Below are 26,512 nucleotides of genomic sequence, written 5' to 3'. Positions count from 1 at the left end.
CTTTCGGTTGCGACCAAGGCACCACGGCCTATATCGCGTCTACCTTCCCTTACCCGTTCGTATCGAGCGAAGTCGAGATACAGGTTCCGGGGCAGGCTTCTCGACTTCGCTCGAAGCGAACGGCAAAGGATTAAGATGCATTCCGATCATACCGTCTCGATCCGCGTCAATGGCGAACATCGCCGTATCGCTGCCGGCCTGACCATCGCGCAACTTGCCGCGGATCTCGGACTGGTGCCCGAGAAAGTCGCGGTCGAGCGCAATCTGGAGATCGTGCCGCGGTCGACGCTGGCCGACGTGATGGTCGAGGATGGCGACGAACTGGAAATCGTTCACTTTGTAGGAGGCGGCGATCACGTCACGCCGGTCAGGACCGATACTTGGACCGTCGCGGACAAGACGTTCACGTCCCGGCTGATCGTCGGCACTGGTAAGTATAAGGATTTCGCGCAGAACGCGGCGGCGGTGGAGGCTTCGGGTGCCGAGATCGTGACCGTTGCCGTGCGCCGCGTGAATGTCAGCGATCGCAACGCGCCGATGCTGACGGACTTCATCGATCCGAAGAAGATCACGTATCTCCCCAACACCGCCGGATGCTTCGATGCCGAATCCGCGATCCGCACGCTCCGTCTGGCGCGAGAGGCGGGCGGCTGGGATCTGGTCAAGCTGGAGGTGCTGGGCGAGGCGAAGACGCTGTATCCCGATATGGTCGAAACGTTGCGCGCTTGCGAGATCCTGTCGAACGAAGGCTTCAAGCCGATGGTCTATTGCGTGGACGACCCGATCGCGGCGAAGCGGCTGGAAAATGTCGGCGCGGTTGCGATCATGCCGCTCGGCGCGCCGATCGGTTCGGGCCTCGGCATCCAGAACAAGGTCACGATCCGCCTGATCGTGGAGGGCGCAGGCGTGCCCGTACTGGTCGATGCCGGCGTCGGCACTGCCTCGGATGCGGCGGCGGCGATGGAGTTAGGTTGCGATGGCGTGCTGATGAATACCGCGATCGCCGAGGCCAAGGATCCGATCCTGATGGCGGCGGCGATGAAGGCCGGCGTCGAGAGCGGGCGCATGGCGTATTTGGCGGGTCGGATGGGCAAGCGAATGTACGCCGACCCTTCCAGCCCGCTCAGCGGATTGATCTAGCAGCGCTTGGCGATCTTCAGGCCGCGCAGGAAACCGCGCCGCGCATATCCCGCGCTGATCGCTGCATCCAGGCGCCGCTGTGCTGGAGCGGCACCGGACACTTCGCGTACAACCCCGCGGAACGGGATCAGCGAATTGACCACGGCGCGGCCGCCCACTTCGGCGATGCCTGCGCGAGGAGCATTGCTGCCCGAATCGAGATCTGGGCCGAGCGCGCTGGTCAACTCGCGGATTGCGCTGTTTATCTGCGTGCAGGATTTGAGCTGGGCGTAAGGCGCCGCAGCAGCCGACTTCAGCACCGGTGGAATCTTCGTCTTGGCGATGCCGACATCGCGCGCCGGCTGGCTCGCAATATCGCCGGCCACCTGGCCGGTATTCTTCTTGTCCTGGGCCTGAGCGGTCACCGACAGGCCGAGTGCGACCACCGCGAGCACGGATTTTTTCAAGATCATGGATGCGATTCCTGATTGAGATTAGATCGCCGCAACGCACGAAATCGCCGTTGGACGCATCTCGTCCTGCCCGAAAGGCGGTTGATCGCGCGTACCGGCATGATCCGGATGCGGTAAAGCATGGCGGCTCAGTGTTTTGCGGGCAAAACCTGTAGATGGCGATAAATTCAGTTAGTGGACCTTCGGCCGGACAATGGCCTGCCCATCAAACATCGCGGGCGTGCACCATGTCAGGTGCGGGTAGTCCGCCCGTACGAGCGTTGTGACATACGCAGTTGGGACAATGCCGACTTCATGATCCTGAAAGCCTCGCACAAAAAGGATGCCGCACGCGAATTGCGCTGCTAATCCGCCGTCATGTCCTCTGAAGATCCGGCCAACCGATCCGCACATCCGGTGGGTGTCGCCCATCTTGCGGCGGAGCGGTATCGCACCTTGTTCGACACTATGGACGAAGGCTTTTGCATTATCGAGTTCTTCGATGGTCCGCACGGCCCCTTGAGCGACTATGTCCATGTCGAGGCCAATGCCGCCTATGCGACCAATGCCGGCATCGAGAACGTCGTGGGCCAGACCTTGCGTGAGATGGTGCCGGACGAGGCGGATGGGTGGGTCGAACTGTACGGTAGCGTGCTGCAGACCGGCAAGCCGATCCGCTTCGAACGTGAACTCGTCGCCACCGGACGGCATCTTCAGGTTTCGTCGTTTCGCGTCGGATCGCTGGAGGACCGACAGGTCGCCGTGCTGTTCAAGGACGTCACCGACCGGGTCGTCGCCGAGAAGGCGTTGAAGAAACTGAATGCCGAGCTGGAAACCCGCGTCGCCGACGCGCTGGCGGAACGCGAGGTGGCCGAGGAATCGCTGCGTCAGGCGCAGAAGATGGAGGCGGTGGGGCAACTCACAGGAGGGTTGGCCCACGATTTCAACAACCTGCTGGCCGGGATATCGGGCGCGTTTGAGATGATCGGACTGCGCGTGGCGCAGGGGCGGGCGGTGGATGTCGAGCGCTACATCTCGGCGGGGCAAGGCGCGGCTCGGCGGGCGGCGGCGCTGACGCACCGTTTGCTCGCTTTCTCGCGGCGGCAGACCTTGTCGCCCAAGCCCGTGATCATCAACCAACTGATGACCGATCTGGTCGATCTCGTCCGCCGCACGGTCGGTCCGGAAATCGAGGTCGAAACGGTCGCCGCTGCGGGGCTGTGGGCGACCTCGGTCGATGCCAACCAACTCGAGAATGCGATCCTGAACCTGTGCATCAATGCGCGGGATGCGATGCCGGGCGGCGGCCGGATCACGATCGAGACCGGCAACAAGTGGATCGACCGCAAGGGCGGCAAGGATCGTGCGTTGGAACCCGGCCAGTACGTCACGATCTGCGTCAGCGACACCGGGTGCGGCATCGACAAGGCGACGCTTGAGCGGGTGTTCGAGCCCTTCTTCACCACCAAGCCGATCGGCCAGGGCACCGGTCTGGGCCTGTCGATGGTGTACGGCTTCGCGCGACAGAGCCATGGCCATGTGCGGATCTATTCGGAATTGGGCGAAGGCACGATGGTGTGCATCTACCTGCCGCGGCACGATGGCGAGCAGGAGGAGGATGCGGCGGGGCCGAACGATGCCGCGATCGAGACGGCGCAGGGCGAGGCGGTGCTGGTGATCGACGACGAGCCGACCGTTCGCATGCTGATCGTCGATGCGCTCAGCGATCTCGGCTATCATTGCGTCGAGGCGGGGGACGGCCCGGCGGGGCTGAAGATCCTGCAGAGCGGCGCGCGGATCGACCTGCTCATTACGGATGTCGGTCTGCCGGGTGGAATGAACGGACGCGAGGTCGCCGATGCGGCGCGGGCGCTGCGCAGCGATCTGCGCGTTCTGTTCGTCACCGGCTATGCCGAGAATGCCGTGCTCAACCATGGCCATATCAAGCGCGGCATGGAGGTGCTGACCAAACCGTTCGCGATCGACGAACTGGCGCGGCGCGTCGACAATCTGCTCCACGCATGAGCGGCGCGCGCGAGGCCTTGCGGCGCGAGACGCGCGACTGCCACGACCGCGTCGACGCGATCTATTCCACCTTCGAGCTCTCGACCCGGCAAGGCTATGGCGCGTTTTTGGCAACACAGGCGGCTGCGCATGTGCCGTGCGAGGCCGCGCTGGACCGTGCCCGGGCCGAGCGGATCGTGCCCGATTGGCCGGCGCGGCGGCGGGCCGCTTTGCTGGAGCAGGACTTGGTAGGGATCGGATTTCCCGCACCTGCGTTTGGCATCGAACCGCGGTTCGAAACTGCACCGGCGGTGCTTGGCGCGATCTATGTTCTGGAAGGATCGCGCCTCGGGGGGGCGATGCTGGTGCGATCCGTGCCGACCGAACTGCCGCGAAGCTTTCTCGGTGCATCCGTGCCGGGGGCGTGGCGATTCCTGATGCAGTTGATCGACGGGCGGCTCCGATCCGATGAGGAGATCGGAGAAGCGGTGGTAGCGGCGCGAACCGTATTCGAACTGTTCGAGTGCGCCGGACAAGCGAGTATGAAGGTAGCGTAATCTTGAGCGACAAAACTACGGTCGATCTGACCAACTGCGATCGCGAACCGATCCACATCCTCGGCGCGATCCAGCCGATCGGCTTCCTGCTCGCACTCACCGCCGACTGGCTGGTGGCGCGTGCCTCGGCCAATCTCGCTGACTTTATCGGTCGCACGCCGCAAGAGGTGATCGGCCAACCCATTTCGGATGTTTTGCCGTCGAACGTGATCCACGATCTTCGCAATCGCGCTGCGATGCTACGTGGGCCGGACGCGATCGAGCGCCTGTTCGACTGCGATCTGCTCGGCAGCGGGCATCGTTTCGATGTGGCGCTTCATTTCTCGAACGGCACTATCGTGATCGAATGCGAGCCGGCGTCGGGCGAACATGGCGACGCGAGCGGCATGGTGCGATCGATGATCACCCGGCTCGATCAATGCGACGACATGGCGACGTTCTTCAAGGAAGGTGCACGACAGGTGCGCGCTTTGATCGGGTTCGATCGGGTGATGGTCTATCGCTTCGCTGCCGACCAATCGGGCGAGGTCGTAGCCGAGGCGGTGCGGGGGGGGATTGGGGCGTTTTTGGGGCTGCGTTACCCGGCGAGTGACATACCGGTCCAAGCGCGCGAGCTGTATCGGCGCAATTTATTGCGCATTATCACCGACGTGAACGCCGTTCCTGTACAAATCGTGCCGCCGCGCGACGCGACCGGCGCGCCGCTGGACCTGTCGCTTTCCGTGCTGCGCGCGGTTTCGCCCATTCATATCGAATATTTGAAGAACATGGGCGTCCAAGCGAGCCTGTCGATCTCGATCATCGTCGAGGGCAAATTGTGGGGGCTGTTCGCGTGCCACCATTATGCGCCGCGCTGCCCGACGTTCGAGCGGCGATCGGTGGCGGAGCTGTTCGCGCAGATGTTCGCGATGCGCCTGGAAAGCCGCGAGCGGCAGCAGACGGTGGAATACGAACGGCGCGCGCGCGACATTTCCGACCAGCTGCTCGGCGCGGTGGCGTCCGACGAGACGCTGCTGAAGGACCCGGACTGGCTGGGCGACATCCTGACGCATGCGATCCCGGCGGACGGCGTCGGCGTGTGGATCGCGGGCAATTACGCCTTTTCGGGCGTGACGCCGCCGCTGGAGGATTTCCGCAAGATCGTGCGCGCACTGAACAGCACGGCGGCGGGCAAGGTGTACGCCACCGACAATATCGCCGGTATCGTGCAGGGCGCGGAGAGCTTCGCGTCCGAAGCGGCGGGGATGCTCGCCATCCCGATCTCGCGATCCCCGCGCGATTATGTCGTGCTGTTCCGGTCGGAACTGGTGCGATCGGTGCGCTGGGCGGGCGACCCGCACAAGCCGGTGGACTATGGCCCGAACGGCCCGCGTCTGTCGCCGCGCGAAAGCTTCGCCGAATGGAAGGAATTGGTGCAGGGCAAATCGCAGCCCTTCACGCCCTCCGAGGTGCGCGTCGCGGAGACGCTGCGGGCGACGCTGATCGAGGTGGTGCTGCGCCTGGCGGACGAAGCCTCGGCCGAGCGGCAACAGGCCGGCGCACGGCAGGAATTGCTGATCGCCGAACTGAACCACCGCGTACGCAATATCCTGGGCGTGATCCGCGGCCTGATCCGCCAGTCGCAGCCGAGCGAAGAGGCGGTGAAGGAATTCGTAAAGGTGATCGACGGCCGCGTCCACGCCCTGGCGCGGGCGCACAACCAGATCACCGACGACCATTGGGGCCCGGCACCGATGCAGGCGCTGATCGACGCCGAGGCGGCCGCGTTCGTCACCGAGAGGGAGCGCGTCGCGTCGCGCGGTGCGCCGATCCTGCTCAACCCGCAGGCTTATTCGACCATGGCATTGGTGATCCACGAACTGGTCACCAATTCGACCAAATATGGCAGCCTGTCGGTGCCCGAAGGGCGCGTGGACCTGAGCTGGACGCGGAACGACGCGGGCGACCTGCTGATCGAATGGCGCGAGACCGGTGGCCCGATGGTCAGGAAGCCGACGCGCAAGGGCTTCGGCACCACGATCATCCACCGCTCCGTGCCGTACGACCTCGGCGGGACGGCCAAGGTGGAGTATGCCGGGAACGGCGTGGAGGCGAGTTTCCGCATCCCGGCGCGGCACGTGTCCGAACCGAAGAGCTTTGCCGGGCCGGCGATCAAGTTCGCGCGGCCGGCGCTCGGCCATCCGCAATCGCCGCCGCCGAGCCTGCTCGCCGGATACGACGTGCTGGTGGTCGAGGACAGTTTGATCATCGCGCTGGATGCCGAGGATATCGTCGGCCGGCTGGGGGCGGCCACGATCTCCACCGCGGCGACCGTGGACGCCGCGCTGGAACTGATCGAGACGGCCCGGCCGAGCGTGGCGATGCTGGACATCAACCTGGGCGACCGCAACAGCTTCCCGATCGCCGACCGGTTGCTGGAATTGCAGGTGCCGTTCGTCTTCGCCACCGGATATGGCGAACAGGCGCAGCTGCCGGCGGAACACCAGAACCGCATCGTCGTGCAGAAGCCCTACACGCTGGAGAATATCGCGCGGGCCATGGCGGAGTTGCTGCCGGTGGAGGCGGAGGCGTAGGGGGCGGAACGAGCCACCCTTCCGTCACCCCGGCCTTGAGCCGGGGTCCCGCTGCACCCTTGACCGTCGAAAGAAGCTGGGCCCCGGGTCAAGCCCGGGGAGACGATACGGCAAGGCGCGTCACGTTCCCAACTAACCCTCCGGCGGGTCGAACACCGACCAGCCGGTGCGCTGTACCAGCCGTTCGAGCGCGAGCGTGCCGAGTTGCGAATTGCCGCGATCGTTGAGGCCGGGCGACCAGACCGCGATGCTCGCCTTGCCCGGCACGATCGCGAGGATGCCGCCGCCGACGCCGGATTTGCCCGGCAGGCCGACGCGGAAGGCGAATTCGCCCGATCCGTCATAATGGCCGCAGGTCATCATCAGCGCGTTGATGCGCCGTGCGCGCTGCCGCGAGACGATGCTGCGCCCGGTCATCGGGTTGCGACCGCCATGCATCAGGAACGCGCCGGCCTGCGCCAGTTGCCGGCACGTCATTGCGATCGCGCATTGGTGGAAATAGACGCCGAGCACGCGATCCACGTCGTTGTCGATATTGCCGAATGACCGCATGTAATTGCCGAGCGCGATGTTGCGGTATCCGGTCGCGCGTTCGGCTTCTGCCACGGTTTCGTCGATGAAGATCGCATCGTCGCCGGCCAGTGCGCGGACGAAGCGGAGAAGTTCGCCCAGCACCTCGGCCGGGCGGCCATGACCGAGCAGCAGGTCCGCCACGACGATCGCGCCGGCATTGATGAACGGATTGCGCGGGATGCCGTGTTCGGATTCGAGCTGGACGATCGAGTTGAACGCTGTGCCCGAGGGTTCGCGCCCGACGCGCCGCCATAGCGCCTCGCCATGCTGGCCCAGCGCCATCGTCAGCCCGAACACCTTGGCGACGCTCTGGATCGAGAACGGGGCGTCGGCATCGCCTGCCTCGTGGCAGGTCCCGTCGGCGGTGATCACCGCCATGCCGAAGCGCGCGGGATCGATCGCGGCGAGCGGCGGGATATAGCCGGCGACCGTGCCGCGATCGGGCGCGTCGGCGATTTCGGCGGCGATGTCGGCGATGATGGCGTCCAGATCGGGCATGATCCGGTCAGACGAGCGTCTGGGCGATGCGATCGGCGAGGCGGGCGGCGACATCGTCCTTGGGCAGTCTTTCCCAGCTTTCGACGCCGGCCGCGGTGACGATGTGGACGGTGTTGGCGCTGCCGCCCATCACGTCGCCCGATACGTCGTTGGCGACGATCCAGTCGACATTCTTGCGCGTGCGCTTGGCGGTGGCGTGTTCGATGACCTTTTCGGTCTCCGCCGCGAACCCGATCAGCAGCTTCGGGCGATGCAGGCTGCGCGCGAGGCCGGCGAGGATGTCGGGATTCTCGACCAAGTGCAGGACGGGGGGCGCGCCGGATTTCTTGATCTTCTGGCCCGAGCCCTCGACTCGCCAGTCGGCGACGGCGGCGACCATCACGGCGGCGTCGGCGGGGAGCGCGGCCTCGACCGCCGCCGCCATCTGCAGCGCGGTCTCGACATCGATACGCGTGACGCCGGGTGGCGTATCGAGTGTGACCGGTCCGGCGATCAGCGTGACCCGAGCGCCGAGTTCGGCGAGCGCGGCCGCGATGGCGAAGCCCTGACGGCCGGAGGAGCGATTGGCGAGATAGCGCACCGGATCGATCGGCTCGTGCGTCGGGCCGGCGGTGACGAGGATGTGAAGGCCGGTCAGCACGTGTCGGCTCCCCTCCCTGGAAGGGAGGGGGCGGGGGTGGGTGGGTATGGGGCCTGGCGCAGCAGGTCATCGAGAGCGACCCACCCCCAACCCCTCCCTTCCAGGGAGGGGAGGATTCTCGTCAGACCGATCACCGCTTCAACGCCACCTGTATCGCCGCGAGGATCGCCGCCGGTTCGGGCAGGCGGCCGGGGCCGTATTCGCCGCACGCCATCGCGCCTTCGTCCGGCTCCAGCACGGTCACGCCGTCGCCGCGCAGCGTGGCGACGTTGCGGACGGTGGCGGCGTGCTGCCACATGCGCACGTTCATCGCGGGGGCGGCGAGGACCGGCTTGTCGGTCGCGAGCAGCAGGGTGGTGGCGAGATCGTCGGCGATGCCGGCGGCCATCTTGGCCATCAGATCGGCGGTGGCGGGGGCGACGACGACCAGATCGGCTTCGCGGCTGAGCTGGATATGGCCCATCTCGGCCTCGTCCTTCAGATCCCAGAGCGTGGTGTAGACCTGATTTTCGGACAGGGCCGCGAGCGTCATCGGCGTGACGAAATGCGCGCCGCCGGCGGTGAGGACGCATTTTACCTCGATCCCGGCCTTGCGGCACAGGCGGATCAGTTCGCAGGCCTTGTAGGCCGCGATGCCGCCGGCGACGATCAGCAAGATCTTCATGGCAGAAGGATCTTCATCGCGTCAGCCTCGTCACGGTGATCTTGCGACGGTCGCGCGCGGCGGCGATCAGGTCGCGCAGGCCATCGGGCACGAAGGCCAGGCCGATCAGGATCGTGGGCGCGATCATCAGGCCCCAATAGAAGGTATCGGGCCGCCCGAACAGGCCGAGCAGGACCGCATAGCCTGAGAAGATCGCGAGCGCGCGCAGCGCCAGCGCGTCGTTCCACGCGGACCAGCCGAACAGGGCGAGCGCGACGAGCAGGGCGGCGAGCCAGCCGGGCGCGAGATTGAGCGCGGTGGACAGGCCCATCGTCTTCACGAAGAAACCGAAGCCGAGCATGCCCGCCCAGCCGGGCGAGGTGGGATCGAGCGGGCGGACGACCTGCCCGACGGCGCGGGCGTGGAGGATGACGACGACCGCGAACAGCGCCGCCGCGCCGGCCCAGGCATAGGCCTCGCGACGGCGGCCCTCGGCCAGGGCCATGACCGCCATGATGCCGACGTACAGGGCGGCGGTTTCGCGGACCAGCATCGCGATCATGCCGAAGGCGACCGCCTCGACCCAGCGGCCGGGCTTGCGCAGCGCGAGCGACAAGGCGACGAGCAGGCCGGCCCAGACCTCGTGGAAGCCGGCCAGATCGGCCTGCACGAACGCCACCATGCCGCCCGCGAGCAGGATCAGCGCGATGGCGCGTGGCGGCGGGCGGGCGAACGCGCCGCGCAGGCGGACGAACCAGGCGAGCATCACCGCGGCGGCGAGGATGTAGAGCATCGCGACCGTCGCGGGTTGCGGCAGGTTCGCCTGCAGCATGGCGAGCGTCGGCAGGCGGAAGGTGACGAAGGGCTTGAGCGGGTAATCCCCGGCACGCAGCGCAGCGGCGGTGACAGCGTAGTAATTGCCGCCGGCGCGCAGCCCCGCGACGATCGATTCGTAGAGCACGACATCGGCCTGATCGTCGGCGCGCCGATCCTCCGCGCTGACACTGCTGTCGTGGCTGACCGGCGGCGGGCCGGGCGTAGCGAGCGCGGTGAGGCTGGCGGCGAGCAGCACCGCGAGCAGCGCCAGCGCCCAGCGCGCGCGCGCCGGCTTGAGCCCGGCGAAGCGGCTGGGCGTGGCGAGCCAGAGCGGGGCGAGCGTGCGCGGGGTCATCGTGCCGGCGTCGTGGTGGTGGGGGTGGGGGTGGGCGTCGGCGCCGGCCCGAGATCCTTCGGCTCGACGAAATGGATGCGGGTGACGCCGCGATCGGCCAGCCTGAAGGCGATCTTCGACAGGCATTTCAGATCGGTGCTGGCGCGCGCGACGACGCGCAGCGGCTTGCCGGCGGCCCATTCGACCGACCGGCGCTTGAGTTCGGCATCGTTCATGTCGCGATCGGCGAAGCGGATGCGGCATTTCTCGCTCCGGTCGATCGCGGTCACGACGATCTCGTCGGTCGCGTCCTCCGGCACCGGGGGCGGGGGCGTGGCCTGGGCGAGCGACAGCAGGAGCGGGACGACGATCACCCGAGGAACGCCCAGGTCGCGGCCACGGCGAGGCCCGCGCTCAGCACCGCGACCGCGACGTAGCGCCAGCCGCCGCCGATGCGCACGACCTCGATCTCGCGCAGCGGCGGGGCAGGCGGCGCGCCGCCGGGCGTGGGGTAGCGCGCCTCGATGTTGCGGATCAGCTCGGGCAGGCGCGCGAAGGTGCGCAGATCGGTGATCAGGCGATCGGCCACGAACGCCTCCGGCCCGAGTTCGGTGCGGATCCATTCGCGCACGAACGGCGCGGCCGAATCCCACAGATTGATCTCGGGATCGAGGCTGGTCGCGACGCCCTCGACCATCACCATCGTCTTTTGCAGCAGCAGCAGGTGCGGCTGGGTCTGCATGTCGAAATCGCGCGTGATGTTGAACAGCCCGTCGAGCATCATGCCGATCGACATGTCCTTGACCGCGAGGCCGCGCATCGGCTCGCCCACCGCGCGCAGGGCGGTGGCGAATTCGGCGACATTGTGGTGCGCGGGGACGTAGCCGGCCTCGAAATGGATTTCGGCGACGCGTTTGTAGTTGCCGGTGATCAGGCCGTAGAGAATTTCCGCCAGCCAGACGCGGGCGCGGCGATCGATCCGGCCCATGATGCCGAAATCGATCGCGGCGATCTTGTTGCCGGGCAAGGCGAACAGGTTGCCCTGATGCATGTCGGCATGGAAGAACCCCTCCGCGATCGCCTGGCGCAAGAAGGCGTGGACGAGCGTCTCGGCGAGGCGGTGTGTGTCGTAGCCCGCCGCGACCAGGGCGGCGCGGTTGCTGAGCTTGATGCCGTCGACCCATTCGAGCGTCAGCACCTTGCCGCTGGTGCGCTGCCAATCGATCTCGGGCACGACGAAATCGGGTTCGGCGGCCATCGAATCGGCGAGTTCGGACGCCGAGGCGGCCTCGCGGCGCAGGTCGAGCTCGCGCGCGGTCCAGCGCTTGAACGTCTCGATCACCAGGCGCGGGCGCAGGCGGGACAGTTCGCCGCCCATCCCCTCGATCTGCGCGGCGGCCCATTGATAGGTGTCGATCGCGCGGGCGAAATCCTCCTCCACGCCGGGGCGCAACACCTTGACCGCGACGGTGCGCCCGTCGGTGGTGATCGCGCGGTGGACCTGCGCGATCGAGGCGGCGCCGACCGGCACGGGATCGATCGACTGGAACAGCGCGCTCGGATCGCGCCCAAACGCGCGCGTCATCGCGGCGTGGATCGTCTCGTAGGGGACGGGGGGCAGCGCGTCCTGCAGGCGCAGCAGGTCGGTCGCGGCGGCCTCGCCGACGATGTCGGGCCGGGTGGCGAGCGACTGGCCGAGCTTGATCGCGGCCGGGCCGATCGCCTGCAGCGCGTCGGCATAGGCCGGGACTTCCGGCACGCGCGCGCCGATCCGGGCGATGCGGACGAGCCGGCGGACCGGCGCGGGCGTGTTGGGGTCGCGCTCGATCCCGCGCAGCGCGCCGTGGCGGGCGAGGATGCGGCCCCATTTGATCAGGCGCCAGAGATGGGTGGCGGGGGCGGTCACGTCAGCGCCCCGCCCGCATCGGGAAGGGGGCAAGCCGTACGAGCGGCATCAAATCTTCCAGCCGCTGTGGATCGCGACCAGGCCGCCGAGCATCGGTTCGACCCGCGTCTGCACGAAGCCGGCGTCGGCGATCATGCCCTCGAACCGCCCCATGTCGGGAAAGCGGCGGATCGATTCGATCAGGTAGCGATAGGAGTCGCTGTCGCCGGCGAGCAGTTGGCCGAGTTTCGGCACCAGCTTGTGCGAATAGGCGTCGTAGATCTCGCCGAAGCCGGGCCACAAGGTGGTCGAGAATTCGAGGCAATAGAAACGCCCGCCGCGACGCAGCACGCGGTGCGCTTCCTTCAGCGCGGCGGGGATGTCGGTGACGTTGCGGATGCCGAACGCGATCGTATAGGCGTCGAAGAAGCGATCGGGGAATTGCAGCACTTCGGCATTGGCCTCGGTCCAGACCAGGCCGTCCACGCCGCGCTTGCCGGCGCGCTCCATGCCGACTTCGAGCATCGCCGGGTTGATGTCGGCGACCGTCACCGATGCGCCCGAGGCGGCGAGGCGGAAGGCTATGTCGCCCGTGCCGCCGGCCATGTCGAGGATCTGTTCGCCCTCGCGCGGCTTTACGCGGCGGACGAAGCGGTCCTTCCACAGCCGGTGCATGCCGCCCGACATCGCATCGTTCATCAGATCGTATTTCGCGGCGACGCTGGTGAAGACGCCGCCGACGCGGGCGGTCTTTTCGGAAGCGGCGATGTCTTCATAGCCGAAGGAGACGGTGTCTGTGTGGGGCGCGGTCATGGCGTGGCTCTAGCGGAGGGCGGGGCCATAGCAAACCTCCCAGATCAACTATGCGACCTTCATGCAATCGCTCGACATGTGGAAGCTGTCCGTCCCTGGACTCGTCCGTCACCCCGGACTTGTTCCGGGGTCCACCGTGTCGCAAAGCAACGCTTGCATTCTTGCGGCACGGTGGACTCCGGACCAAGTCCGGGGTGACGGCAGTAGGTTATATGGTCTCGCAGGAGCGAGGTGACGGAGTGTTGGATGCCCGAACTGCCCGAAGTCGAAACCACCGTGCGGGGCTTGCGGCCCGTGCTGGAGGGGCAGCGCCTGGCGTCGGTGGAGACGCGACGCGGCGATCTGCGGCGGCCGTTTCCGGCGGATCTGCGCCAGCGCATGACCGGCGCGACCGTCACCGGCCTGCGCCGGCGCGCGAAATACGGGCTGATCGATACCGATCGCGGCGACACGATGATCTTCCATCTCGGCATGTCGGGGCGGTGGCGGGTCGATCCGGCGGAGTTGCTGCCGCACGATCACCTGCTGATCGCGACCGATGCGGGGCGGCGGCTGGCGCTGAACGACGCGCGGCGATTCGGCTCGGTCGATCTTTGGGCGACCGACGGACTGGACGCCTATCCGCCGTTCGCCACGATGGGGCCGGAGCCGTTGGGCGAGGATCTGACCGCCGAATATCTGCATGCCGCGCTGGCCGGGCGCAAGGCGTCGATCAAGCTGATGCTGCTCGACCAGCGGATCGTGGCGGGGCTGGGCAACATCTATGTCTGCGAAGCTTTGTTCCTGGCGCGGATCTCGCCCAAGACCGCGGCGGGGCGGGTGTCGTTGCTCCGGCTCGAGCGTCTGGTGCCGGCGATCCGCGCGGTGTTGCTCGCCGCGATCGAGGCAGGGGGATCGTCGTTGCGCGATTATGCCCGGCCCGACGGGGAGCTTGGGTATTTCTCCAAGCAGTTCGCGGTCTATGGACGCGAGGGCGAGCCGTGCGGGTGCGGCGGCAAGGTGCAGCGGTATAGCGAGGGCGGGCGATCGACCTTCTGGTGCCCGAAATGCCAGCGGTGATGCCCGGGGTCGTTCCCGGCGCACGCAAAGTCTCGACCCGAAGTCTTGACCGAATCGCGATGCGCCGGTAAGGGCGACGCTTTCCGGGGCCGGAGCGATTCCGCGCCCCTTTCTATTTCTGAAACGAGGATTTCATGGCGAACACGCCACAGGCGAAAAAGCGTATCCGTCGTAACGCGGCGCGCACCATCGTGAACGGCAACCGCGTCGGCCGTATCCGCACCTTCGTCAAGAAGTGCGAATCGGCTCTGGCATCGGGCGACAAGACGGCGGCGACCGCCGCCCTGGCGCAGGTGCAGCCGGAACTGATGCGTGGCGTCGCCAAGGGCGTCTATCACAAGAACACCGCGTCGCGGAAGTTCTCGCGCCTGACCAAGGCCGTCGCCGCCCTCGCCTAAAAAGCGTTAGCGGACAGGCATATCGCCCGCCGGGATCGATCTCGGCGGGCTTTTTGTCGTGTGCGTGCGATGTGGTTCGGCAGCGGATCGGGCCGCGGTTACGAAGAAAATATCCGATCTGGCCGGGTGCCCGGAAAAGGCAGGATTCCTCGCGATTCGCACGAGTGCGGTAGACGAAGGATGTCGTATTCCGCTGGATAAATAAGCGATTCCAGCACCTTGTAAGAAAATCGACGGGAAACCTTGGCGCGTTCGCTGTCAAGGTCACAAATCCGAAATAATGAGGTTGATCGACTCAGACCGATCTCCTTTAACCCAACTCACGCGGCGGCGGACTCGCCACCGTGTTCCAGATGCGAAAGCTTCGGCGTCAGACGGACACGATTCCGGCTGCGGGAGAGTTTTGCTGGTGAAATCGATTCGGCGAAGGGGGCATCAAGCTTCGCCGTGGGGTGAGAGGATTTGCGTTCGATGGGGTCTGCGATCAACCGACCGGATGATGCCGCGCGCGCATGGGCGACCGTGCGGGGGCATCTTCGCGAGTCGGCGGGCGCACGCCTGTTCGACCAGTGGCTGAAGCCGATCGAACTGATCGAGGACGACCAGCTCGACACGATCCGTCTCGCGCTGCCGTCGGCCTTCATGACCAACTGGGTGCGCAACCATTATGCGGACCGGCTGGTGGCCGAATTCCGCGCGATCCTGCCCGACGTGCGCAACGTCGCGATCGAGACCCGCGCCGCCTCCGCGCCCAAGCCCGCCGTCCTGACGGTCGAGACGTCCGCCGCGCCGGTGGTGGTTGCCGCCGCACCGTCCGAGCGCCCGCCGCTGGATGCGCGCTTCACGTTCGACCGGTTCGTGGTCGATGCCTCGAACAAGGTGGCGTACAATGCCGGCAAGGCGCTGGCCGAGCCCGGCGTGCCGCGCTTCAGCCCGCTGTTCCTTCACGGCGGTACGGGGCAGGGCAAGACGCACCTGATGCATGCGATCGGCGCGGCCTATCTGGCGGCGGTGCCGGAAGCCCGGGTGATCCTGATGTCGGCCGAGCGCTTCATGTTCGAGTTCGTCGCGGCGATGCGCGCGCGCGATACGCATGCCTTCAAGACCCGGTTGCGCTCGGCTGATCTGCTGTTGATCGACGATCTGCAATTCATCGCCGGCAAGGATTCCACGCAGGAGGAATTCTTCCACACGATCAACGAGGTTATGGCCGCCGGCAAACGGCTGGTGATCTGCGCGGATCGCTGCCCGCAGGGGCTGGACGGTGTCGAGGCACGGATCACGTCGCGCCTGTCGGTTGGGCTGGTGGCGGACATCAAGGCGCCGGACCTGACGCTGCGCCGAGCGATCCTGACGCGCAAGCTGGCCGACATGCCGGGCGCGACCGTGCCGGACGAGGTGCTCGACCTGCTGGCGGCGCGGATCACGCAGAGCATCCGCGATCTGGAAGGGGCATTGGGCCGTGTCGTCGCCTATGCTCAGTTGACGGGCGACCGGGTCGATCTCGATTTTGCCGTGGCGACGCTCGGCGACGTGCTGCGCGGGGCGGAGCGTCGGGTGACGATCGACGAGATCCAGAAAGCGGTATCGGCGCATTTCGAACTGAAGACGATCGATCTGGTCTCGGCCCGGCGCGCCGTGGTGGTGGCGCGGCCACGGCAGATCGCGATGTACCTCGCCAAGCGGCTGACGACGCGCTCGCTGCCCGAGATCGGCCGCAAGTTCGGCGGTCGGGACCATTCCACCGTGATCCACGCGGTGCGCCGGATCGAGGAACTGCGCGACACCGACCGCGAGATCGACGGCGCGGTGCGGATGCTGTTGCGGGAGCTGGAGGGCTGAGATTGCAACTGGCTTCGCGATGATATACATTAATTAAAATGTATATCATCGGAGGTTGTGATGCAGGTCGCGAAATGGGGTAACAGCCTCGCCATTCGAATACCCAAGGACGTCGTCGAGACGCTCAAGCTGAAGATCGGGGACGAGGTGGACATGGACGCGGTCGGGCCGCGTACGATCGAGATTTCCCGTTCCTTGACGCGCGAGCAGGCGCTTGAAGATCTGCGCCGCTTCGAAGGGTTGATTTCGGCGGATTTCAAGTTCGATCGCGAAGAGGCAAATGCCCGGTAACGCCTTCGACAGCAATGTGCTGATCTATATCCTCGCCGACGATCCAGTTAAGGCGGAGCGGGGCCGTTTCCTGATCGCGGAGGGCGGCACCATCAGCGTGCAGGTCCTGAACGAAATCGTCAGTGTCAGCCGTCGCAAGCTGCGCCTGGAGTGGCCGATAATCGTGGCCTTTCTGAAGCGGCTCAAGCTCCTCCTGAACGTCGTGCCCCTCGATACCGCGGTCCATGATCGCGCGGTCGCCCTGTCGTGGCGCTATGATCTGGCATTCTACGATGCGGCCATCGTGGCGTCGGCATTGCTCTCCGATTGCGACACGCTCTGGTCCGAAGACATGCGCGACGGCCTCGTGATCGACGGTCGCCTGACGATCCGCAATCCGTTCGCCGCCTAGACGTGCAGCCCCATTGCGCGCTGTGCCTTCAGTAGTGTCGGCGCGGCCAGTGCGCGGGCTTTTTCGGCCCCTTGGTCGAGTAGTTTTCCGACTTCGGCGCGGTCGTCGAGCAGGCGCAGCATGCGATCGCGGATCGGCCCGAGCTTGGCGACGGCGAGGTCCGCCAGCGCTGGCTTGAAGGTGCCGAAGCCCTGACCGGCGTATTGCGTGATCACCGCGTCTGGCGTCAAATCAGCGAGCGCGGCGTAGATCGTCACGAGGTTCTTCGCCTCAGGGCGGTCGGTCAATGCGGCTACGGTATCAGGTAGCGGCTCGGCGTCGGTCTTCGCCTTGCGGAACTTGGCAGCGATGGTGTCGTCGTCATCTACCAAGTTGACGCGCGCTTGTTCGGACGGGTTGGATTTGGACATCTTCGTGCTCGCATCGCGCAGGCTCATGATCCGCGGTGCTTCGGCGCTGACCATGGGCTCGGGCGGCGTAAACAGATCGATATCGTAATCGAGGTTGAACTTCGCGGCGATGTCACGCGCCAATTCGAGATGCTGCTTTTGATCCTCACCGACCGGCACGTGCGTGGTATTGTAGAGCAGTACATCAGCGGCCATCAGCACAGGATAATCGTAGAGTCCGACGCTGGCGCCCTCACGGTTCTTGCCGGCCTTGTCCTTGAATTGGGTCATGCGGTTCAGCCAGCCGACGCGCGCGACGTTGTTAAGCAACCACGCCAGTTCACTATGTTGCGGAACGCGAGTCTGGTTGAAAAGGATCGAGCGATCGGGATCGATGCCGGCCGCAACGATGGTCGCGGTCATCTCGATCGTATTGGCGGACAATTCGGCGGGCGCGATCCACTCGGTCAGGCCGTGTAGATCGGCGATGAAGTACAACGTCTCGCCCCCCTGTGCCTGGATCGCGTCCTGCATCGCAACCCACTGCTTCACGGCACCCAGATAGTTACCAAGGTGGAGATTGCCGGTGGGCTTGATGCCGGAAAGGACGCGCATGGGACTGGGGACTCGTGTCAGGCGGCGCGTTTGCGCCGCAGGAAGGCAAGATCGTCGCGGGTGAACGCGCCGAGGACGAACGTGGCGATCGCATAGACCACGCCGCCCGCGCCGACCAGCGCGAGCATGGCGGTGGAGCGGACGAGCCAATTGCCGTGGGTGTAGGGCGTGAGCAGCCCCTGCAGCAGCCACAGGATCGCGCCCATCGCGAGTGCCGCGAGGGCCAGGCGCCAGGCACGGCGCTTCAGCCGGGCGTCGGGCACGAAATGGCCGCGCCGGCGCAGCATGCCGTAGAGCAACGCGACGTTGACGGTGGAGGCGAGCGCGGTCGCGAGCGGCGGGCCCATATGCTTGAGCGGCACGATCAACGCGAGGTTCAGCACGAGGTTCACCGCCATCGAGATCGTCGCATAGCGCACCGGCGTCCGCGTGTCGGCACGGGCGTAGAAACCGGGGGTCAGCACCTTGACGAGGATGTAGCTGGGCAGGCCGATCGAGAAGGCGGCAAGCGCCTGCGCGGTGAAATGCGTGTCCTGCGCGCCGAACTTGCCGTGTTCGAACAGCGCCGCGACGATCGGGCCGCCGCACAGTATCAATGCGACGGTGGCGGGCAGGGTGAGCAACAGCGCCAGTTCCAGCCCGCGATTCTGCGTCTCCATCGCCGCCGCCTCCTCGCCCGCGCCGAGCTGTCGCGAGATGAGTGGCAGGAGGACGGTGCCGAGACCGATGCCGATCAGGCCGAGCGGCAACTGGTTCACCCGGTCAGCCATGTAGATATAGGTGACCGAGCCGTGGTCGAGCAGCGAGGCGGCCAGAGCGGTGGAGACGACGAGGTTGATCTGCACCGCGCCGGCCCCGGCGGCGGCGGGCCAGATCAGCGACAGCAGCCGCTTCACGTCGGGCCCGAGCCGCGGCCCGCGCAGGCGCAGACGGACGCCGTTGGCGCGGCAGGCCCAGACCAGCCAGAGCAGTTGCAGCGCTCCCGAAACGCTGACCGCGATCGCCTGATTGCGCGCGGTGAGGTACGGATCGGGATCGTGGAAGAACAGCAACGCCGCGATCAGCGTGAGGTTGAGCAGGATCGGCGCGGCGGCATTGACCCAGAATTTGTGCAACGAATTGAGGATGCTGCCGAGCAGCGAGACGAGGCTGATCAGCATCAGATAGGGAATGGTGAAGCGCGAGAGCAGGACCGCGAAGGCGAACTGATCGTGGCTGACGCCGTTGAACTTGCCGGACAGCGCCAGCGTCACCGGCCAGGCGGCGATCTCCAGGATCACCGTCATCACGATCAGGATCGGCAGCAGGACGGACAATGCGTCCTCGGCGAAGCGCACCCCGTCGGCCAGCCCGGCACCGTGCCGGTCGCCGACCTTGCGGTTGAACATCGGGATGAAGGCGGCGGAGAAGGCCCCTTCCGCGAACAGGGCGCGGAACATGTTGGGCAGGCGGAACGCGACGAGAAAGGCGTCGGAGGCGAAGCTGGCGCCGACGAAGCGCGCGAACAGCGAATCGCGCACCAGCCCGAGCACGCGGCTGGCGAGGGTGAGGCCCCCGACTGAGCCCAGCGCGCGTGTCAGGTTCATGCCGGTCGCCTCTTAGCCGTCCCCCGCTTCCACGGGGGACGGGATGCCTATCCCGAGACGATCAGGCGGTGCCGGTTTCCGCCGTGGTGACGGCCGGCTGGCCGGCGGCCTGCTGCTGGTACATCGCGGCGAAATCGATCGGCTCGAGCAGCAGCGGCGGGAAGCCGCCGTCGCGCACGGCATCGGCCAGCACGCGGCGGGCGAACGGGAAGATCAGGCGCGGCGCTTCGCCGAGCAGGAAAGGCTGGATATGCTCGGCCGGCACGTTGCGGATGCCGAACAGGCCGGCGTACGAAAGGTCGACGATGAAGGCGACGGTCGTATCGCTCTCGGCGCGGACCTCGACCTTCAGGATCACTTCGAACACGTCCTCGCCGACCTGGCTGGAGGCGATGTTGAACTGCACGTCGATCTGCGGCGCTTCCGGGTTCTGGTAGATCGCCGGGGCGTTCGGGTTCTCGAACGACAGATCCTTGATGTATTGCGAGATGAGGCCGACCGCCGGCAACGTGTCCTCGCCGTTGCTATAGGGTTCGGTGGTGCCGCCGTTGTCCTGCTCTGCCATGTGAAGTCTTGCCTTGTATGTAGGAGATGGGCGCGCCTAGCAGGAGGGGGCGGCATGTTCAACGGGTCGGGAACAATCCGTGCCCGAGTGGCATTTGAAACATTTCCTCCTTCGGCCTATGTAGAGTGTTCGGCCGTACGCAGCGGCCAATATCGGAGAACCGGGTGCTTTACGTTGTTATTCTCGCGATGATCGCCGGGTTCGTGGCGCTCCGGCTGTACATGGTGCTGGGCAAGCGCACCGGGCACGAGCAATCGCTGCCCAAGCCGGTCGAGGAACGCGCGCCGATCACGACGCTGCCGCGCCCGATCGAGAGCGCGCCGGAACCGCGCGAGATCGCGAACCGCAACGTTGAGGCCAAGGCCGAACCCGGCCTGCGCCAGATCGTGTCGGCCGAACCCGGCTTCGACGTCGGCCAGTTCGTTGACGGGGCGCAGGGCGCGTATCGCATGATCCTGGAGGCGTATTGGAAGGGCGACGAGGAGTCGCTCGACTGGCTGGTCGAACCGGACGTGAAGCAGGCCTTTGCCGAGGCGATCGCGGCGCGCAGCGAGTCGGGCCATGTGCTGGACAACCGTCTGGTGTCGATCGAGCGCGCGGTGATCGCGGACGCGGCGCTGGACGGCAAGCAGGCGCGCATCACGCTGCGCTTCGATGCCGATATCGCCGCGGTGACGCGCGATGCCGACGGCAACGTGGTCGCCGGATCGATGAGCGATGCGGTCGAGACGCACGACGTGTGGACCTTCGCGCGGACGCTGAGGAGCAGCGATCCGAACTGGAAGCTCGCCGACACCGACGAGGCGTAATGCGCGGCGTCGGGGGGCGGGCGACTGGTCGCGCGGCGCGTCGCCCGGGTCCTTGAGTGTCGGATCGACCTCTATCCCCTGATGAGGCGGCCTTGTGGGACCGCGTGCTGGCCACGGTGCGGCCCTTGCGGGTGGCGCCGAAGCCGGTGGCGAAGGTTGCCGCGGCAAAGGTCGCGGTGGTCAAGCCGGCGGCCAAGACCAACCGTGTGACGGTGACGCACACCGCTCAACCTTCGGGCAAGGTAGGGGCTGGGGTTGGGTCGAGCGCGGTCGATCTGTTCGAGAAGCTTTTGAAGCTGGGTGTGGGGGGGATTGAGTCTCCCAAGCATGGTTCTGCTGCACGGCCCCACCCCAACCCAGCATCGGGTGAACAGCGCCCCGCGCTGTTCAGGTCATCCCGGGGGGATGACCGACCCGATGCTCCTAAAGCGGAGGGGCATCGGAAGCAGCAGGCCCATAATACGCTCGACGGCTCCTGGGACAAGAAGCTGTCGCGTGGCCTGGTCTCGCCGGATTGTTCGATCGATCTGCACGGGCACAACCTTTCCACCGCCTATGCCACGCTGGACGGTGCGCTGGAGCAATCGATCCGCATGGGAGACCGGGTGGTGCTGCTCGTGACCGGCAAGCCGCCGCGCGCCGAAAGCGAGCGACCGCACGCCCGGGGCGCGATCCGGGCGGCGATCGGCGATTGGCTCGCGGGGTCGCGCCATGCCTCCGCGATCGCCGCCGTGCGCGGCGCGCATCCGCGCCATGGCGGAGCGGGTGCGCTGTACATCATCCTGCGGCGAAACGACCCGAATCGAATTTATTAACCTATTGGGTCCATGTCCCTGCACTGGACCGGCCTGTGGGTCGCAGATTGCGGGGATGCGCGAACGCGATGGAAGGAGTGACGCTGAAAAGCCGTGCTGTCGCCTTCGCGATGTGCGCCGGGGCGGTGGCGTTCATCCTCGCGGTGTTTGCGACGTCGAACGGCAATATCGGCCTCGACAACGTCGCGCGCGCGATCATTCCGGCGATCGTCTGCGCGGCGATGTGCTGGGCATCGGCGGAGCGCGCGATTTCCGGCACGGCCGCCGCCGTCGATTCGGCGATCGCCCGGCTGACGCGTGCCGCGCATGGCGATCTCGAGAGCGAGATCCCGGCCGAGATCGCCGAGCAGGTGCCGCAACTGGCGGTCGCGATGCGCGGGCTTTTCCAGCAGCTCGGCACCAATCTGGAAAGCGTGCACCGGCTGGCGATGTTCGATTCGGTCACCGCCCTGCCCAATCGCACCAATTTCCGCCGCACCTGCGAGCGCGCGCTGAGCGAATTGCCGCAGGGCAATATCGCCGCCTTGTTCTTCATCGATCTGGATCGGTTCAAATCGGTCAACGACACGATGGGCCATGCGATGGGCGACATGCTGCTCGGCATGGTCGCCAACCGTCTCCGCGCGGTCGCCGACCGGGTGCAGGTCGATACCGAATTGCCGCCGCCGCTGATCGGGCGGCTGGCCGGCGACGAATTCACGATGTTCGTGCGCGACCTGAAGGATATCGGCGAGGCGGCGAAGATTGGGCGGGCGATGCTGTTCGCATTGTCCGAACCGTTCGACCTGATGGGGCACGAGGTGGAGATCGGCGCGTCGATCGGCATCGCGCTGCGCCCCGATCACGGCGAGAACCTGACCGACCTGATGCGCGCGGCCGATGCCGCGATGTATCACGCCAAAGCGTGCGGACGGGGCCGGGCGGAATATTTCACGCAGGCGCTGGCCGATCAATTGGCCGACCGTGTCACGCTGGAAAGCGACTTGCGCCGGGCGATCGATCAAGACCAGTTCGCCCTGGTGTTCCAGCCGCAGGTCAGCCTGCCGGCGGGGCGGATCGTGGGGGCGGAGGCGTTGCTGCGCTGGCAGCATCCGCGCGATGGCCTGAAGCTGCCGGGAACGTTCATCCAGCGCGCCGAGGAGACCGGGCTGATCGTCGAGATCGGCGAATGGGTGATCGCGACCGTCGCCGAGACGATCGCGCGCTGGGGGCGGATGGGGATCGAGCAGCGGCTGGCGATCAACATCGCGCAACGCCAGTTGGATCATGCCGCGTTCTTCAACCGGCTGCGCGCCGCGATGCTGGCGGCGGAGGCCCCGGCGCATCTGCTCGAACTCGAGATCACCGAGACGCTGGCGATGCACTGTTCATCGGAGGTGATCGCCGCGCTGGAGCTGCTGCGCGCGGACGGCGCGACGATCGCGATCGACGATTTCGGCACCGGATATTCCAATCTCGCGCGGCTGCGCGCGCTGCCGGTCGACCGCATCAAGCTGCACCAGAGCTTGATCGAGCATATCGCCGACAGCGCCGAGGCGCGCACGATCGCGCATGCGGTGATCGGGCTGATCCACAGCCTGAACTGCGAGGCGGTGGGCGAGGGGATCGAGCATCAGGCGCAGGCCGACGTGCTGCGCGTGATCGGCTGCGACGTGATCCAGGGCTATGCGATCGCCCAACCGATGGACGAGGCGGAGTTCATCGCCTGGTCGCGAACGGACGAGCGGCGCGCGCTGGCGGGCTGATCAGCTTGCTCTTTGCCGTACCCGCTACCGTCATGCTGAACTTGTTTCAGCATCCACTTCTCCACAATTCCCGGCTGAGCCTATTGAGAAACGGATCCTGACCTTCGGATGACGGATATGAGGGTAGAGGTGCGCCTTTACTTTAGGGCGCGCGCGAGGATGTCGGCGTAGATGTCGCGTAACATTTCCAGATCGGCGACCGCGACCGCCTCGTCGAGCTTGTGCATCGTGGCGTTGAGCAGGCCGAATTCCACCACCGGGCAGAGCGCGGACAGGAAACGCGCGTCGGAGGTGCCACCGGTGGTGGAGAGTTCCGGCCGCAGCCCGGTATGCGCCTCGATCGCGTCGCCGATCAGCGTCGAGACTTCGCCCGGCGGGGTCAGGAACGCCTCGCCCGAGATGCGCGCGACGACCTTGGCACCGGGCGCGTGGCCGTGGACGACGCTCGCGATGCGAGCGACCAGATCGGGGCCGGTCTGTTCGTCGTTGAAGCGGATGCTGAGCCGGGCCGAGGCGTGGGCGGGGATGACGTTGGTCGCGGGATTGCCGACGGTGATGTCGGTCGCCTCGATGTTCGAGGGCTGGAACCACGCATTGCCCGCGTCCAGCACGATCGCGTCGATCTCGGCGAGCGCGGCGATCAGCTTGGGGATCGGATTGTCGGCGAGGTCGGGATAGGCGACATGGCCCTGCTTGCCCGGCACGTCGATCCAGATGTTGACCGAACCGCGCCGGCCGATCTTGATCATGTCGCCGAGCCGCCTGGCGGAGGTGGGTTCGCCGACCAGGCACAGATCCGGCCGGATCCCGCGCGCGGCCATGCGATCGATGATGACCGGCGTGCCGTAGGTGGCGGGGCCTTCCTCGTCGCCGGTGATGATCAGGCTGATCGTGCCGTCGCTCCGTTCCGGGATGGCGGCGACGAAGGCGGCGATCGCGCCCTTCATGTCGACCGCGCCGCGCCCGTGAAGCAGGCCGTCGCGGATTGCGGGAACGAAGGCACCGCCGGTCCAGCCGGTGCCGGGCGGTACGACGTCGAGATGGCCGGCGAAGGCGAAATGCCTGCCCGTGGTGCCACGGATCGCGAGGAGGTTCTCGACCGGGCCGTCCGGGGCCTCGCCGGTGATGAATCGATCGACGTCGAAGCCGAGCGGCACCAGCGCCTGCTCCAGCACGTCGAACACCGCGCCGCTGGCGGGTGTGACGCTGTCGCAGGCGATCAGCGCGCTGGCGAGACCGACGACGTCGGTCACTGGACGGGCAGTTCGAACTTCTCGATCACCCATTCCTCTTCCTGCGCGGCGGCGATCCAGTCCTGCATGAAGGGGTGATTGATCACCGCGTCCATATAGCCGGCGGCGAAGCGGGCGATCGGCAGGCCGTAGGTGACGATGCGCGTGACGACGGGCGCGAACATGATGTCCGCCGCGCCGAAGCCGCCGAACAGGAAATCGCCCTCGCCGCCGAAGCGCGCGCGCGCCTGTGCCCAGAGTTCCATGATCCGCCTGAGGTCGGCGAGGACGTCGTCGTCGGGGGTCTTGGGCGGGAAGGACTGGCGGATGTTCATGCTGTGCTTGCGGCGCAGCGCGGTGAAGCTGGAATGCATCTCCGCCGACATCGAACGGGCCATGGCGCGGGCGGCGTCGTCGTCGGGCCAGAACAGGTCGCGCGAGGTCTTCTCGGCGAGATATTCGACGATCGCGAGGCTGTCCCATACCACCGCATCGCCGTCCCACAGGATCGGCACCTTGCCGGAGGAGGGGGCGAACTCGTCGCCTTCCCGTCGCTTGTCCCATTCGGCGTCGTAGAGCGGGACCACGACCTCCTCGAACAGCAGGCCGGACTGCTTGCAGGCGAGCCAGCCGCGCAGGGACCAGGACGAATAGGCCTTGTTGCCGATGATGAGCTTCATGGCATTGCCCTATCGCCTGATACCGTGGTTCTCAAGGCGGTCGGCGGTCGGCGGTCGGCGGTCGATGGCAGTTCGGAAGTTCACGAAAGTTCACACGGTATCGGCCTGTACAGGCATACCGTGAATTCCCAGCGAGCAGCGGATCGGACAGGTGCGGCGATGTTGGTCGCCTTCTAACAGGAGACAGCCTTTGTAGGACAGAGACCTGCGTGGCCGCGCCAGACTATGTTCGATTTTACGTTGATCCGTTCGTTTCGAGCGCAGTCGAGAAACAGCCACGTTGTGCCCGGTCGCGGTTTCTCGACTGCGCTCGAAACGAACGGAGGGGGTGATTCAAAACCCAGTCGTTCGGTCTAGCCGATCGCTTCCATCACCGCGGCGCGGAGTTCGGGGATGCCGAGGCCGGTCTCGCTCGACGTCTGCAGGATGTCGGGGTGCGCGGCGGGGCGTTTGCGGGCTTCTTCCTGGGTGCGCTGGTAGACGTCGGCCAGTTCGGTGGCCTTGATCTTGTCGGCCTTGGTCAGCACCATGCGGTAGCTGACGGCGGCCTTGTCGAGCATTTCGAGGATGTCGCGGTCGACGTCCTTGATGCCGTGGCGGCTGTCGATCAGGACGAGGACGCGCTTCAGTTCCTGGCGGCCGCGCAGGAAATCGTTGACCAGGAAACGCCATTTCCTGACGATGTCCTTGGGCGCCTTGGCGAAGCCGTAGCCGGGCATGTCGACCAGCCGGAACGCCAGCGGCTCGCCCACGTCGAAGAAGTTCAGTTCCTGCGTGCGGCCCGGCGTGACCGAGGTGCGCGCGAGCGCCTTGCGCCCGGTGAGCGCGTTGAGCAGCGAGGATTTGCCGACGTTGGAGCGGCCGGCAAAGGCGATCTCGGGCACGTGCGCGTCGGGCAGGAATTCCAGCTTCGGCGCGGATTTCAGGAACGTGACCGGGCCGGCGAAGGTCTTTCGCGCATGTTCCAGCAGTTCCGGCGTGAAGCCTTCGGTGGGGGGCGTCTCGGGGGCGTCGGTCATCGTTTCGATCCGTTCGGTTCGGTATATTCGGGCCGACAAATCCAAATCGTCACCCCGGGCTCGTTCCGGGGTCCACTGCGCCGGTAACGCTTCGGATCGAGCCTCTTGTGTAGAGCATGCCGCCCGGTGGACCCCGGAACAAGTCCGGGGTGACGGTTAAGGACGCTAG

The 26,512-nt window shown here is 66.4% G+C and carries 24 protein-coding genes and 1 pseudogene; 12 read left to right on the top strand and 13 right to left on the bottom strand.

Annotation, left to right across the window (positions count from 1 at the left end):
* The first annotated feature begins 135 nt into the window (after positions 1–135).
* Positions 136–1,140, top strand: a complete 1,005-nt coding sequence (gene thiS / locus ASG11_RS13565) for a sulfur carrier protein ThiS (protein WP_055781161.1) — start codon at positions 136–138, stop codon at positions 1,138–1,140.
* On the opposite strand, the gene ASG11_RS13560 is transcribed toward thiS, so the two are convergent.
* Positions 1,137–1,592 carry a hypothetical protein gene (locus ASG11_RS13560; protein WP_055781158.1) on the bottom strand — a complete coding sequence of 152 codons (456 nt, stop codon included), beginning with the start codon at positions 1,590–1,592 and terminating at the stop codon, positions 1,137–1,139. The two genes, thiS and ASG11_RS13560, sit on opposite strands and share 4 nt — an antisense overlap.
* A gap of 357 nt (positions 1,593–1,949) precedes the next feature.
* Here ASG11_RS13560 and ASG11_RS13555 point away from each other — a divergent pair, with 357 nt between their 5' ends.
* From ASG11_RS13555 to ASG11_RS13545, 3 genes are read left to right on the top strand one after another with little or no spacing between them, the layout of a single operon-like run.
* Positions 1,950–3,596, top strand: a complete 1,647-nt coding sequence (locus ASG11_RS13555; protein WP_055781155.1) for an ATP-binding protein — start codon at positions 1,950–1,952, stop codon at positions 3,594–3,596.
* Entirely contained in the window at positions 3,593–4,132 is a 540-nt protein-coding gene (locus ASG11_RS13550; RefSeq protein WP_055781152.1) for a biliverdin-producing heme oxygenase, read from the top strand. Before ASG11_RS13555 ends, ASG11_RS13550 begins: the two co-directional genes overlap by 4 nt.
* Positions 4,133–4,134: 2 nt before the next feature.
* Complete coding sequence (locus ASG11_RS13545; RefSeq protein WP_055781150.1) at positions 4,135–6,705, top strand: HWE histidine kinase domain-containing protein; 2,571 nt, start codon at positions 4,135–4,137, stop codon at positions 6,703–6,705.
* A 132-nt stretch (positions 6,706–6,837) separates the two neighbouring features.
* Here ASG11_RS13545 and ASG11_RS13540 read toward each other — a convergent pair whose 3' ends face one another.
* The 6 genes and pseudogenes from ASG11_RS13540 to ASG11_RS13515 form a co-directional block, all read right to left on the bottom strand.
* Positions 6,838–7,776 carry a glutaminase gene (locus ASG11_RS13540; RefSeq protein ID WP_055781147.1) on the bottom strand — a complete coding sequence of 313 codons (939 nt, stop codon included), beginning with the start codon at positions 7,774–7,776 and terminating at the stop codon, positions 6,838–6,840.
* Positions 7,777–7,783: 7 nt separating this feature from the next.
* Positions 7,784–9,080, bottom strand: a pseudogene (locus tag ASG11_RS13535) (bifunctional phosphopantothenoylcysteine decarboxylase/phosphopantothenate synthase).
* Between the two features lie 13 nt (positions 9,081–9,093).
* Positions 9,094–10,230 (bottom strand): hypothetical protein, encoded by a 1,137-nt coding sequence (locus ASG11_RS13530; protein WP_055781145.1) that lies wholly within the window; start codon positions 10,228–10,230, stop codon positions 9,094–9,096.
* Positions 10,227–10,583, bottom strand: a complete 357-nt coding sequence (locus ASG11_RS13525) for a hypothetical protein (RefSeq protein WP_055781139.1) — start codon at positions 10,581–10,583, stop codon at positions 10,227–10,229. Before ASG11_RS13525 ends, ASG11_RS13530 begins: the two co-directional genes overlap by 4 nt.
* On the bottom strand, positions 10,580–12,115 hold the full coding sequence (gene ubiB / locus ASG11_RS13520; protein ID WP_055781136.1) for a 2-polyprenylphenol 6-hydroxylase: 1,536 nt from the start codon (positions 12,113–12,115) through the stop codon (positions 10,580–10,582). The genes ASG11_RS13525 and ubiB overlap by 4 nt, the downstream gene beginning before the upstream one ends.
* A gap of 48 nt (positions 12,116–12,163) precedes the next feature.
* Entirely contained in the window at positions 12,164–12,907 is a 744-nt protein-coding gene (locus tag ASG11_RS13515) for a class I SAM-dependent methyltransferase (protein WP_055781134.1), read from the bottom strand.
* Positions 12,908–13,153: 246 nt separating this feature from the next.
* Between ASG11_RS13515 and mutM the strand changes: the two genes are divergently transcribed.
* The 5 genes from mutM (at position 13,154) to ASG11_RS13490 (ending at position 16,888) form a co-directional block, all read left to right on the top strand.
* The gene (mutM, locus tag ASG11_RS13510; protein WP_055781130.1) at positions 13,154–13,966 is read left to right on the top strand and encodes a bifunctional DNA-formamidopyrimidine glycosylase/DNA-(apurinic or apyrimidinic site) lyase; all 813 of its coding nucleotides are present in this window, start codon (positions 13,154–13,156) and stop codon (positions 13,964–13,966) included.
* A gap of 134 nt (positions 13,967–14,100) precedes the next feature.
* Positions 14,101–14,364, top strand: coding sequence for a 30S ribosomal protein S20 (rpsT, locus tag ASG11_RS13505; protein WP_055781128.1), 264 nt, complete (start codon positions 14,101–14,103; stop codon positions 14,362–14,364).
* A gap of 471 nt (positions 14,365–14,835) precedes the next feature.
* Entirely contained in the window at positions 14,836–16,206 is a 1,371-nt protein-coding gene (gene dnaA, locus ASG11_RS13500; RefSeq protein ID WP_055781125.1) for a chromosomal replication initiator protein DnaA, read from the top strand.
* 60 nt (positions 16,207–16,266) lie between these two features.
* A complete protein-coding gene (locus ASG11_RS13495; RefSeq protein ID WP_055781123.1) occupies positions 16,267–16,497 on the top strand; it encodes an AbrB/MazE/SpoVT family DNA-binding domain-containing protein in 231 nt (76 codons plus the stop codon).
* Positions 16,487–16,888 (top strand): PIN domain-containing protein, encoded by a 402-nt coding sequence (locus tag ASG11_RS13490; protein WP_055781120.1) that lies wholly within the window; start codon positions 16,487–16,489, stop codon positions 16,886–16,888. Before ASG11_RS13495 ends, ASG11_RS13490 begins: the two co-directional genes overlap by 11 nt.
* On the opposite strand, the gene trpS is transcribed toward ASG11_RS13490, so the two are convergent.
* The 3 genes from trpS to secB all read right to left on the bottom strand — a co-directional run bounded on the left by trpS (position 16,885) and on the right by secB (position 20,043).
* The gene (trpS, locus tag ASG11_RS13485; RefSeq protein ID WP_055781117.1) at positions 16,885–17,892 is read right to left on the bottom strand and encodes a tryptophan--tRNA ligase; all 1,008 of its coding nucleotides are present in this window, start codon (positions 17,890–17,892) and stop codon (positions 16,885–16,887) included. The two genes, ASG11_RS13490 and trpS, sit on opposite strands and share 4 nt — an antisense overlap.
* Before the next feature lie 17 nt (positions 17,893–17,909).
* Positions 17,910–19,478: a murein biosynthesis integral membrane protein MurJ gene (gene murJ / locus ASG11_RS13480; RefSeq protein ID WP_055781114.1), complete on the bottom strand. Its 1,569-nt coding sequence runs from the start codon at positions 19,476–19,478 to the stop codon at positions 17,910–17,912.
* A gap of 61 nt (positions 19,479–19,539) precedes the next feature.
* The gene (gene secB, locus ASG11_RS13475; protein WP_055781111.1) at positions 19,540–20,043 is read right to left on the bottom strand and encodes a protein-export chaperone SecB; all 504 of its coding nucleotides are present in this window, start codon (positions 20,041–20,043) and stop codon (positions 19,540–19,542) included.
* Between the two features lie 164 nt (positions 20,044–20,207).
* Between secB and ASG11_RS13470 the strand changes: the two genes are divergently transcribed.
* The 3 genes from ASG11_RS13470 to ASG11_RS13460 all read left to right on the top strand — a co-directional run bounded on the left by ASG11_RS13470 (position 20,208) and on the right by ASG11_RS13460 (position 23,412).
* Positions 20,208–20,852: a Tim44/TimA family putative adaptor protein gene (locus ASG11_RS13470; protein ID WP_156363812.1), complete on the top strand. Its 645-nt coding sequence runs from the start codon at positions 20,208–20,210 to the stop codon at positions 20,850–20,852.
* 92 nt (positions 20,853–20,944) lie between these two features.
* Positions 20,945–21,667, top strand: a complete 723-nt coding sequence (locus ASG11_RS13465) for a Smr/MutS family protein (protein ID WP_443024482.1) — start codon at positions 20,945–20,947, stop codon at positions 21,665–21,667.
* A 68-nt stretch (positions 21,668–21,735) separates the two neighbouring features.
* Positions 21,736–23,412, top strand: coding sequence for a putative bifunctional diguanylate cyclase/phosphodiesterase (locus ASG11_RS13460; RefSeq protein ID WP_055781103.1), 1,677 nt, complete (start codon positions 21,736–21,738; stop codon positions 23,410–23,412).
* Positions 23,413–23,549: 137 nt separating this feature from the next.
* On the opposite strand, the gene dapE is transcribed toward ASG11_RS13460, so the two are convergent.
* From dapE to yihA, 3 genes are all read right to left on the bottom strand, one after another.
* The gene (gene dapE, locus ASG11_RS13455; protein ID WP_055781099.1) at positions 23,550–24,698 is read right to left on the bottom strand and encodes a succinyl-diaminopimelate desuccinylase; all 1,149 of its coding nucleotides are present in this window, start codon (positions 24,696–24,698) and stop codon (positions 23,550–23,552) included.
* Positions 24,662–25,324 carry a glutathione S-transferase family protein gene (locus ASG11_RS13450; protein ID WP_055781096.1) on the bottom strand — a complete coding sequence of 221 codons (663 nt, stop codon included), beginning with the start codon at positions 25,322–25,324 and terminating at the stop codon, positions 24,662–24,664. Before ASG11_RS13450 ends, dapE begins: the two co-directional genes overlap by 37 nt.
* A gap of 353 nt (positions 25,325–25,677) precedes the next feature.
* Positions 25,678–26,343, bottom strand: a complete 666-nt coding sequence (yihA, locus tag ASG11_RS13445) for a ribosome biogenesis GTP-binding protein YihA/YsxC (RefSeq protein ID WP_055781094.1) — start codon at positions 26,341–26,343, stop codon at positions 25,678–25,680.
* Positions 26,344–26,512: the final 169 nt, after the last annotated feature.

The organism is Sphingomonas sp. Leaf357, from assembly GCF_001423845.1.
GTDB lineage: Bacteria > Pseudomonadota > Alphaproteobacteria > Sphingomonadales > Sphingomonadaceae > Sphingomonas.
This window is presented reverse-complemented; position numbering and strand designations above follow the sequence as displayed.

Excerpts from the sequence above, each read along its gene's own strand:
- thiS (WP_055781161.1), top strand. The coding sequence starts at position 136 with ATGCATTCCGATCATACCGTCTCGATCCGCGTCAATGGCGAACATCGC.
- ASG11_RS13560 (WP_055781158.1), bottom strand. The coding sequence starts at position 1,592 with ATGATCTTGAAAAAATCCGTGCTCGCGGTGGTCGCACTCGGCCTGTCG.
- ASG11_RS13555 (WP_055781155.1), top strand. The coding sequence starts at position 1,950 with ATGTCCTCTGAAGATCCGGCCAACCGATCCGCACATCCGGTGGGTGTC.
- ASG11_RS13550 (WP_055781152.1), top strand. The coding sequence starts at position 3,593 with ATGAGCGGCGCGCGCGAGGCCTTGCGGCGCGAGACGCGCGACTGCCAC.
- ASG11_RS13540 (WP_055781147.1), bottom strand. The coding sequence starts at position 7,776 with ATGCCCGATCTGGACGCCATCATCGCCGACATCGCCGCCGAAATCGCC.
- ASG11_RS13530 (WP_055781145.1), bottom strand. The coding sequence starts at position 10,230 with ATGACCCCGCGCACGCTCGCCCCGCTCTGGCTCGCCACGCCCAGCCGC.
- ASG11_RS13515 (WP_055781134.1), bottom strand. The coding sequence starts at position 12,907 with ATGACCGCGCCCCACACAGACACCGTCTCCTTCGGCTATGAAGACATC.
- mutM (WP_055781130.1), top strand. The coding sequence starts at position 13,154 with ATGCCCGAACTGCCCGAAGTCGAAACCACCGTGCGGGGCTTGCGGCCC.
- rpsT (WP_055781128.1), top strand. The coding sequence starts at position 14,101 with ATGGCGAACACGCCACAGGCGAAAAAGCGTATCCGTCGTAACGCGGCG.
- dnaA (WP_055781125.1), top strand. The coding sequence starts at position 14,836 with ATGGGGTCTGCGATCAACCGACCGGATGATGCCGCGCGCGCATGGGCG.
- ASG11_RS13495 (WP_055781123.1), top strand. The coding sequence starts at position 16,267 with ATGCAGGTCGCGAAATGGGGTAACAGCCTCGCCATTCGAATACCCAAG.
- ASG11_RS13490 (WP_055781120.1), top strand. The coding sequence starts at position 16,487 with ATGCCCGGTAACGCCTTCGACAGCAATGTGCTGATCTATATCCTCGCC.
- trpS (WP_055781117.1), bottom strand. The coding sequence starts at position 17,892 with ATGCGCGTCCTTTCCGGCATCAAGCCCACCGGCAATCTCCACCTTGGT.
- murJ (WP_055781114.1), bottom strand. The coding sequence starts at position 19,478 with ATGAACCTGACACGCGCGCTGGGCTCAGTCGGGGGCCTCACCCTCGCC.
- secB (WP_055781111.1), bottom strand. The coding sequence starts at position 20,043 with ATGGCAGAGCAGGACAACGGCGGCACCACCGAACCCTATAGCAACGGC.
- ASG11_RS13460 (WP_055781103.1), top strand. The coding sequence starts at position 21,736 with ATGGAAGGAGTGACGCTGAAAAGCCGTGCTGTCGCCTTCGCGATGTGC.
- dapE (WP_055781099.1), bottom strand. The coding sequence starts at position 24,698 with ATGGGTGATCGAGAAGTTCGAACTGCCCGTCCAGTGACCGACGTCGTC.
- ASG11_RS13450 (WP_055781096.1), bottom strand. The coding sequence starts at position 25,324 with ATGAAGCTCATCATCGGCAACAAGGCCTATTCGTCCTGGTCCCTGCGC.
- yihA (WP_055781094.1), bottom strand. The coding sequence starts at position 26,343 with ATGACCGACGCCCCCGAGACGCCCCCCACCGAAGGCTTCACGCCGGAA.